The 6682-nt window shown below is 60.2% G+C and carries 7 protein-coding genes; 2 read left to right on the top strand and 5 right to left on the bottom strand.

Annotation, left to right across the window (positions count from 1 at the left end):
• Window positions 1–1103: aminomethyl-transferring glycine dehydrogenase (locus ACR0LW_RS14245; RefSeq protein ID WP_480883018.1), on the top strand; the 1103-nt coding region annotated here is incomplete at its 5' end.
• Between the two features lie 42 nt (window positions 1104–1145).
• Here the strand turns inward: ACR0LW_RS14245 and ACR0LW_RS14240 are convergent.
• Entirely contained in the window at window positions 1146–2414 is a 1269-nt protein-coding gene (locus ACR0LW_RS14240) for a cytochrome-c peroxidase (protein WP_480883023.1), read from the bottom strand.
• 15 nt (window positions 2415–2429) lie between these two features.
• Here ACR0LW_RS14240 and ACR0LW_RS14235 point away from each other — a divergent pair, with 15 nt between their 5' ends.
• A complete protein-coding gene (locus ACR0LW_RS14235; RefSeq protein WP_480883017.1) occupies window positions 2430–2900 on the top strand; it encodes a tetratricopeptide repeat protein in 471 nt (156 codons plus the stop codon).
• A gap of 4 nt (window positions 2901–2904) precedes the next feature.
• On the opposite strand, the gene ACR0LW_RS14230 is transcribed toward ACR0LW_RS14235, so the two are convergent.
• The 4 genes from ACR0LW_RS14230 to ACR0LW_RS14215 form a co-directional block, all read right to left on the bottom strand.
• Window positions 2905–3609, bottom strand: coding sequence for a phytanoyl-CoA dioxygenase family protein (locus ACR0LW_RS14230; protein ID WP_480883016.1), 705 nt, complete (start codon window positions 3607–3609; stop codon window positions 2905–2907).
• Window positions 3610–3680: 71 nt separating this feature from the next.
• A complete protein-coding gene (dctP, locus tag ACR0LW_RS14225) occupies window positions 3681–4748 on the bottom strand; it encodes a TRAP transporter substrate-binding protein DctP (RefSeq protein WP_480708680.1) in 1068 nt (355 codons plus the stop codon).
• A gap of 20 nt (window positions 4749–4768) precedes the next feature.
• The gene (locus ACR0LW_RS14220) at window positions 4769–6058 is read right to left on the bottom strand and encodes a TRAP transporter large permease (RefSeq protein ID WP_170378746.1); all 1290 of its coding nucleotides are present in this window, start codon (window positions 6056–6058) and stop codon (window positions 4769–4771) included.
• On the bottom strand, window positions 6059–6646 hold the full coding sequence (locus tag ACR0LW_RS14215) for a TRAP transporter small permease subunit (RefSeq protein ID WP_170523682.1): 588 nt from the start codon (window positions 6644–6646) through the stop codon (window positions 6059–6061).
• Window positions 6647–6682 lie beyond the last annotated feature (36 nt).

Here is a 6682-nt window from a genome sequence, read left to right as displayed (position 1 = left end):
AAGGGCAGCGCAATGTCTGCCTGATCCCGACCTCGGCCCATGGCACCAACCCGGCCTCGGCCCAGATGGTGGGCTGGCAGGTTGTGCCGGTTCAGGCGGATGAGAACGGCAATATCGACCTGAATGACTTCCGCGCCAAGGCGGAAAAGCATTCCGATCATCTGGCCGCCTGCATGATCACCTATCCGTCCACCCATGGTGTGTTCGAGACCACCGTGCAGGAGGTCTGCCAGATCACCCATGACCATGGCGGTCAGGTCTATATCGACGGGGCCAACATGAACGCCATGGTCGGTCTGTCGCGTCCGGGAGACATTGGCGGTGACGTCAGCCACCTGAACCTGCACAAGACCTTCTGCATCCCCCATGGCGGCGGCGGCCCCGGCATGGGCCCGATCGGCGTCAAGGCGCATCTGACCGAACACCTGCCCGGCCACCCGGAATACGGCACCGCCGTGGGTCCGGTCTCGGCGGCCCCCTTTGGCTCGCCGTCCATTCTGCCGGTCTCATGGGCCTATGTGCTGCTGATGGGCGGCGCCGGTCTGACGCAGGCGACCAAAGTGGCGATCCTGAACGCCAACTACATCGCGGCGCGTCTGAAGGAGGCCTATCCGATCCTCTACACCTCGGAAACAGGCCGGGTGGCGCATGAATGCATCCTGGACACCCGTCCCCTGGACGAGGCGGCGCATGTCAGCGTCGACGACATCGCCAAACGTCTGGTCGATTCAGGCTTCCACGCCCCCACCATGAGCTGGCCGGTGGCCGGAACCCTGATGGTGGAACCGACGGAATCGGAACCCATGGCCGAGCTCGACCGCTTCTGCGACGCCATGCTCTCGATCCGAGCGGAAGCGCAGGACATCATCGACGGCAAGATCGACGCCGACAACAACCCGCTGAAAAACGCCCCCCACACGGTGCGCGATCTGGTCGGAGACTGGGACCGGCCCTACAGCCGCGAACAGGCCTGCTTCCCCCCGGGCTCCATGGGCGTCGACAAATACTGGTCCCCCGTCAACCGCGTCGACAACGCATACGGAGACAGAAACCTCGTCTGCACATGCCCCCCAATGGACGCATACAAAGACGCAGCTGAATAACAACACAAACACCCCCCGCCACAAAAAGGCGGGGGGTTTTCTTTAGGGTTCGAACCCTTTCGGAACGCCGAAAGGCGGCGCGTCCACACTCGTCCCGGTCAGTGCATTCAGAAATGCGACGAGGGCGTCGATTTCTGCATCGGTTAACGCGACCGAGGCGATATCGATTGTGTTGCGCACACGTTGCATTTCGAAACGATCCTGCCAGACAACGAAGTCTGCCTTCTGTAACCAGGGAACCTGAGGCAAAGCCGCCATGTCGGGTGTCCAGTTCGCCAGGCTGGTCTTTGGGTCCAAATGGTGGCGGATCATGCTTTCAAGGTCCGGGAAGGCGCCGTTATGGCCGTAAGGCGCGGTCAGGGCGACGTTTCGCAGCATTGGGGTGCGGAAGCGATAGGCGTCCTCGATCCGGTTGCTTTCGCCCATACGGCCGACGTCGCGGGCGTAAGGGTCCCATTGGCGGGTGCGGCCGGGGCCAAACGGGGGCAAACCCAAAGCGTGGAATTGCTGATCGGTCATCAGCGGTCCGGAATGGCAGGTCGAACAGTTTGCCTTGCCGTAAAACAACGTCATGCCGTCTTTCTGAACTTTGGTAAGGGCATTGGGGTCGCCAGCCAGATATTGGTCGAACGGGCTGTCGGTGCTGCGCCATTCGATGGCCATGAAAGCAGCCAGAGCGTTGGCAATCTGGGTGATCGTGATGTCTTGGGTGCTTTGGACCTCGTCGAATGCCTTTATCATCGCGGGACCGTATCGCGGATCGGTACGGACGCGTTTGGCCAGAATGGGCCAGCCCAGATCGATCCGGTCAGCGACGGCCCCGGTCACCTGATTTTCGCCGACATTCCCCGCCATTTCGAATTGCGATGTCAGGGGAAACAGCGCCTGCGCGGCGAGCAGAGAGTTCAGCCCCTCGGGCAGCCATTCCTGCGCGGGTGAGTTGAAGCCGTTGCCGTAGACATCAGAAATGCTCAGCCGACCATCGTGGAAGACAGTATCAAGCTCGCGCGCGCCAAGGTTCCACAGCCCCGGCGAATTGCGTGGGATGCGTTTGCGGATCTTGTCTGCTCCGATGCCGGGTGTGCGGTCCGGCCCCAGGCCCTGACCACCCTCGCCAATACCCAGCGACAACCCGTCTGATGTGCCGAAATCCGGGTGGTGGCAGTGGGCGCAGGATATGTTCCGGTTGCCCGACAGGATCGGATCATAAAACAATTGATGACCGATGGCGGCCTGTTCCATATCAAAGGGGATGAAGTCATCATCGGTCAGCGGGCGCGGTAAATCCTGTGCCGCAGCAGTCCCGGCCAAAAGGAACACAACCCCATGCGCCAGCTTGTATTTGCCCTTTGCCTGCTTGCGAACCCTGCGATAGCCGAATTGGAACAGGCGCGCGATCTGATGGAGGCGGGGGAGTTTGAGGCCGCGCGCGAGGAACTGCTGCCCGCCGCCCGGTCGGGCAATGCCGAGGCCGAGGAACTGATCGGTGTGATGTACGGGCTGGGTCTTGGGGTCGAGCAGGACTATGAACGCGCGTTTGAATGGTATCTTCGCGCGTCGATGAAGGGGCATCCGGGGGCGCAGTCGGGGGTCGGATGGTACTATGAGCTGGGATTGGGCATGCCCGCGCCCGATCTGGTGCGGGCTTACATGTGGTATACGCTCAGCGCGATTGGAGGCGATCCCGACGCGGCGATCAGCCTTGAGGAAGTGGTCAAGAAAATGTCGCAGGAGCAGATCGAAAGGGCGCATGTCCTGGTCAATGACTACAAAGGGTGGATGTACCCTTTCAGATGATGGATCAAACCCGCAACGGTTTCGCAAACCGTTTTGGGGCGCGGGTTTCAGGGTCGATGATCGGGCCTGAGGAGTATTGGCACACAAAAGCCCGTCGCGGGTTGGCTGTCGTATTCGCACCCGAACTGTGAAGCGTGAGGCTGGAAAAGGCCACGATGGTGCCTGCCTTGCAGGTCATCGGAGTGCCTGTGTCCTCGCCGAAATACCCGTTAAGCTCGTTGCTTTCATCCTGCCATTCATGTCGGTCCAAACCGGGCTCGGCGTCAAGGTCACGCGGCAGGATATAAACGCACCCGTTCTCTTCGGTTGCATCATCCACTGCGATCCAGACGGTCAGATAGGGCGTGTGATCAAAGCCGACATAGGCACCGTCTTGGTGCCAGGCGAAACTCGCGCCTTTGCCTGCGCCTTTGACCACAAACTGCTCGTTGAACAGCATCGGGTCTTCGATTCCGCAGGCGCTGATGATTTCGGCGATCTTGGGGCCGAGCAAGAAGTCCTCTAGCAACGGGAACTCGGCATGGCGATGGCGCAGAAAGCGGCGCGCATTGCCTAGCCCGATTTTGTGCACATTGCCGCCGCCATCATGGGCAGGCTCCTCCAGAAGCGTGTCGCAGGTGCCGCGCAGCATCTGCAGGTCTTCCGGGCTGAGCGCATTTTCGAAGACGAGGTAACCTTGGCGGCGAAATGCATCGGTTTGGTCGAGCATCAGAGTTTCTCCGGCGAGGGGCAGGTTTGCGCGCGACGGGGCCGCGCGCAAGGTTCTCTTGTCAGACCGCTTTACTGCGTTTCGGCTGCGCGGGTCGCTGCAATCTCGGCTTCAGCTTCGGCAACAGCAGCAGTCAAAGCGTCAAAGGCTGTTTCTCCGCCATCGACATTAGCCTTGAACCAATCATAGACAGGTGCAGCGGCTTCCTTGAATGCGGCCTTCTCTTCCGGTGTCGGCACATAAAGATCGCCACCTTCGGCCACGAATTCCTCATAAGCCTGGATTGACTTGCGCTTGGGCGAGGCGAATGTGGCCTGCTGCAGCTGATAGAACCCATCGACGATCACATTGCGCAGCTCAGGCGGCATCGACATGAACTTTTCGTTGTTCATGAACCACAACGCACCCATGTATGCGTGCCCGTCCAGCGTGATGTATTTCAGACCGGCATCGGGGAACTTCATGCTCATGATGTCGGTGATGCCGTTCTTGGACCCTTCAACTACGCCGGTCTGGAACGAGGTGAACAGTTCCGGCCACGGGATCGGCGTCGGGGCTGCGCCAAGTGCTTTGACCAGCTCCTGCGGCAAGTCAGCGACAACTGTCCGAATTTTCAACCCTTCCATATCGCCAGGGTTCTGGACGCGGCGTTGAGTATTGGCAAAGTTACGCCAGCCGCCGGTATTGCCGATGGTCATCAGGCGCAATGCGCCGCCCGAGTTTTCGGCGACCATCTCTTGCATTTTTGTCACGAAGGAAGAGCCGTTGGCCAGCGCCGCTTCGGCCACGCGGTCATCCGACATCAGATAGGGCAAGTCCAGCACCTGAACGAAGGGGAAGATACCTGACGTGCCACTCGAGGTCTGGATGACGATGTCGATCTGACCTTCGGCCACACCTTGTAAGCACTCGGCCCCGTTCGAACACAGCTGGGTGCCGATGAACAGCTCGACCTCGATTGCTCCATTCGAGGCGGCCTCGACATAGTTCTTGAAGACGATCAGGCCGTCATAATCCTCGTCATTTTCGTTCGAATTGGCAGTGGCGCGCAGCGTGTAGTCGGCGGCCGTGGCTGCCATGGCGGACGCGGCCACAAGCGATGTGGCCACCGCTGCGGTTTTGATGAAGTCTCTGAGCATGCGTTTCCTCCCTGTGATACTCAGTTGGCAAATCCCGTTATCCTCGGGATCGTCATGGATAGTGCGGGGATATAGGTGATCAGAAAGATCACGATGATTTCGACCGCCAGAAACGGCAGGATCGCCTTGGCGATGGTTTCGACCCGTTCGCGCGATACGGCGGCGGCCACGAACAGGACCAAGCCCATCGGCGGGGTGGCGAGGCCGACGGTCAGGTTGACGCTCATGATGATGGCGAAATGGATCGGGTCGACGCCGAGGCTGGTGAAGATGGGGCCAAGGATCGGGCCAAGGATGATGATTGCGGGGCCTGCGTCCAGAAACATGCCGACGATGAACAGCAGCAGGTTGATCAGGAACAGCAGGATCAGCGGGTTTTCCGACAGGCTGAGGATCAGCGAGGCCAGTTGTTCCGGCGCATGGCTGAGGCTGACCACGGTTTTGAACGCCATCGCCGCGCCGACCAGCAGCAGAACGACGGCTGAGGTCATGCCTGCGTTGCTGAGCACCTCAGGCACCTCTTTCCACGTCAGCGTGCGCAGGACAAAGAAACCGATGATAAAGGCGTATCCCACGGCGACGGCCGCAGCCTCGGTCGGGGTGAAGATGCCACCCAGAATGCCGCCCAGAATGATCACAGGGGTCATCAGCGGAAAGAAGGCTTTCAGGCTGGCCTGACGCCGTTCGGGCCAGGTGTATTTGCGGCTGGCGACTGGGAAATCATAGCGGTCGGCCATGAGTTTGATCATCAGCATCAGACCAACACCAACCATCACGCCGGGCACGATACCTGCAAGGAACAGGGCGGCCACGCTTTCGCCCATCACGTAGGCATAGATAATCATGATGCCTGAGGGCGGGATGATTGGCCCGATCACCGAACTCGCCGCTGTGATCGCGGCGGCGAATTTGCGGGTATAGCCCTGTTTCTCCATCGCCGGGATCAGCATTGACCCCAACGCCGACGTGTCGGCCACCGCCGAGCCCGAGAGGCCCGCGAAGAGGATAGAACTCAGCACGTTCACATGAGCCAACCCACCGCGCAGGTGGCCCATCAGGGCCTGCGAAAACTCGACAAGGCGGATGGTGATGCCGCCGCGGTTCATCAACTCTCCGGCCAGCATGAAGAAGGGGATCGCCATCAGTGGGAAGCTGTCCATGCCATTGTAGACATTGCGATAGAGCAGCGTGATGTCGTTGGTCTGACCGTTCAGCCATAGAAGGATGCCCGGCGCGGCCAGCAACGCGAAAAAGACCGGCAGGCCGATCAGCAGGAAAATCAGGAAGGTGGGCAGGAACCAGATCAGCATTTATTCGGCCCCCACTGCCGCGTCAGGAATTTCGGGCAACAGGTGACCTCCGCCCAGCAGAGTGATGAAGGATCGCAGGATCAGCTCGATATTCACCGAGATCAGCAGGATGACCCCAACAAGCAGCGAGGCCATCATCCAGCTGCGCGGGATGCGGTACCATTCGTCGAACCCGAATGAGGTAGGCAGATACAGCGCGGCGGTGGCGAATTTGCCGCCAAAGCCGGTGACTTCGGACCAGCCAATATTGACCGCGACCAGCAAGACCGCCAGCGAGATCAACAGCAGGAACAGGTTGAGCGATTGGCCGATGACGCGCGGCAGGAACCTTTGCAGCATATCGATGGCCACAAAACCGCCGCGCCGAAAGGCGGTGGGGGCCATCAGGCCGGTCATCCACAACATGCAAAACCGCGCGGCCTCATCCGGCCAGGGCAGCGCGTTGCCCAGAACGTATCGGAAGAACACCTGTATCAGGATCGCAATCACCATGAGTGCAATCGCAACGACACCAACCGCGCGGCCCAGACGCAGCGCGGTTTCGTTCACGAATGCAATCGGCGCTAACGCCGATGCCAGTCCGCCCATGCGGATCCTCCCTTGTTCAGCCGCGGGTTTGTCCCA

Source organism: Ruegeria sp. N4 (assembly GCF_056531425.1).
Note: the sequence above shows the minus strand (reverse complement) of the source record. Positions and strands in the feature narration are given on the sequence as shown.

Bases quoted from the DNA above. Each gene is read 5' to 3' on its own strand.
- ACR0LW_RS14230 (WP_480883016.1), bottom strand. From the start codon at position 3,609: ATGCTCGACCAAACCGATGCATTTCGCCGCCAAGGTTACCTCGTCTTC.
- dctP (WP_480708680.1), bottom strand. From the start codon at position 4,748: ATGCTCAGAGACTTCATCAAAACCGCAGCGGTGGCCACATCGCTTGTG.
- ACR0LW_RS14235 (WP_480883017.1), top strand. From the start codon at position 2,430: ATGCGCCAGCTTGTATTTGCCCTTTGCCTGCTTGCGAACCCTGCGATA.
- ACR0LW_RS14220 (WP_170378746.1), bottom strand. From the start codon at position 6,058: ATGCTGATCTGGTTCCTGCCCACCTTCCTGATTTTCCTGCTGATCGGC.
- ACR0LW_RS14215 (WP_170523682.1), bottom strand. From the start codon at position 6,646: ATGGGCGGACTGGCATCGGCGTTAGCGCCGATTGCATTCGTGAACGAA.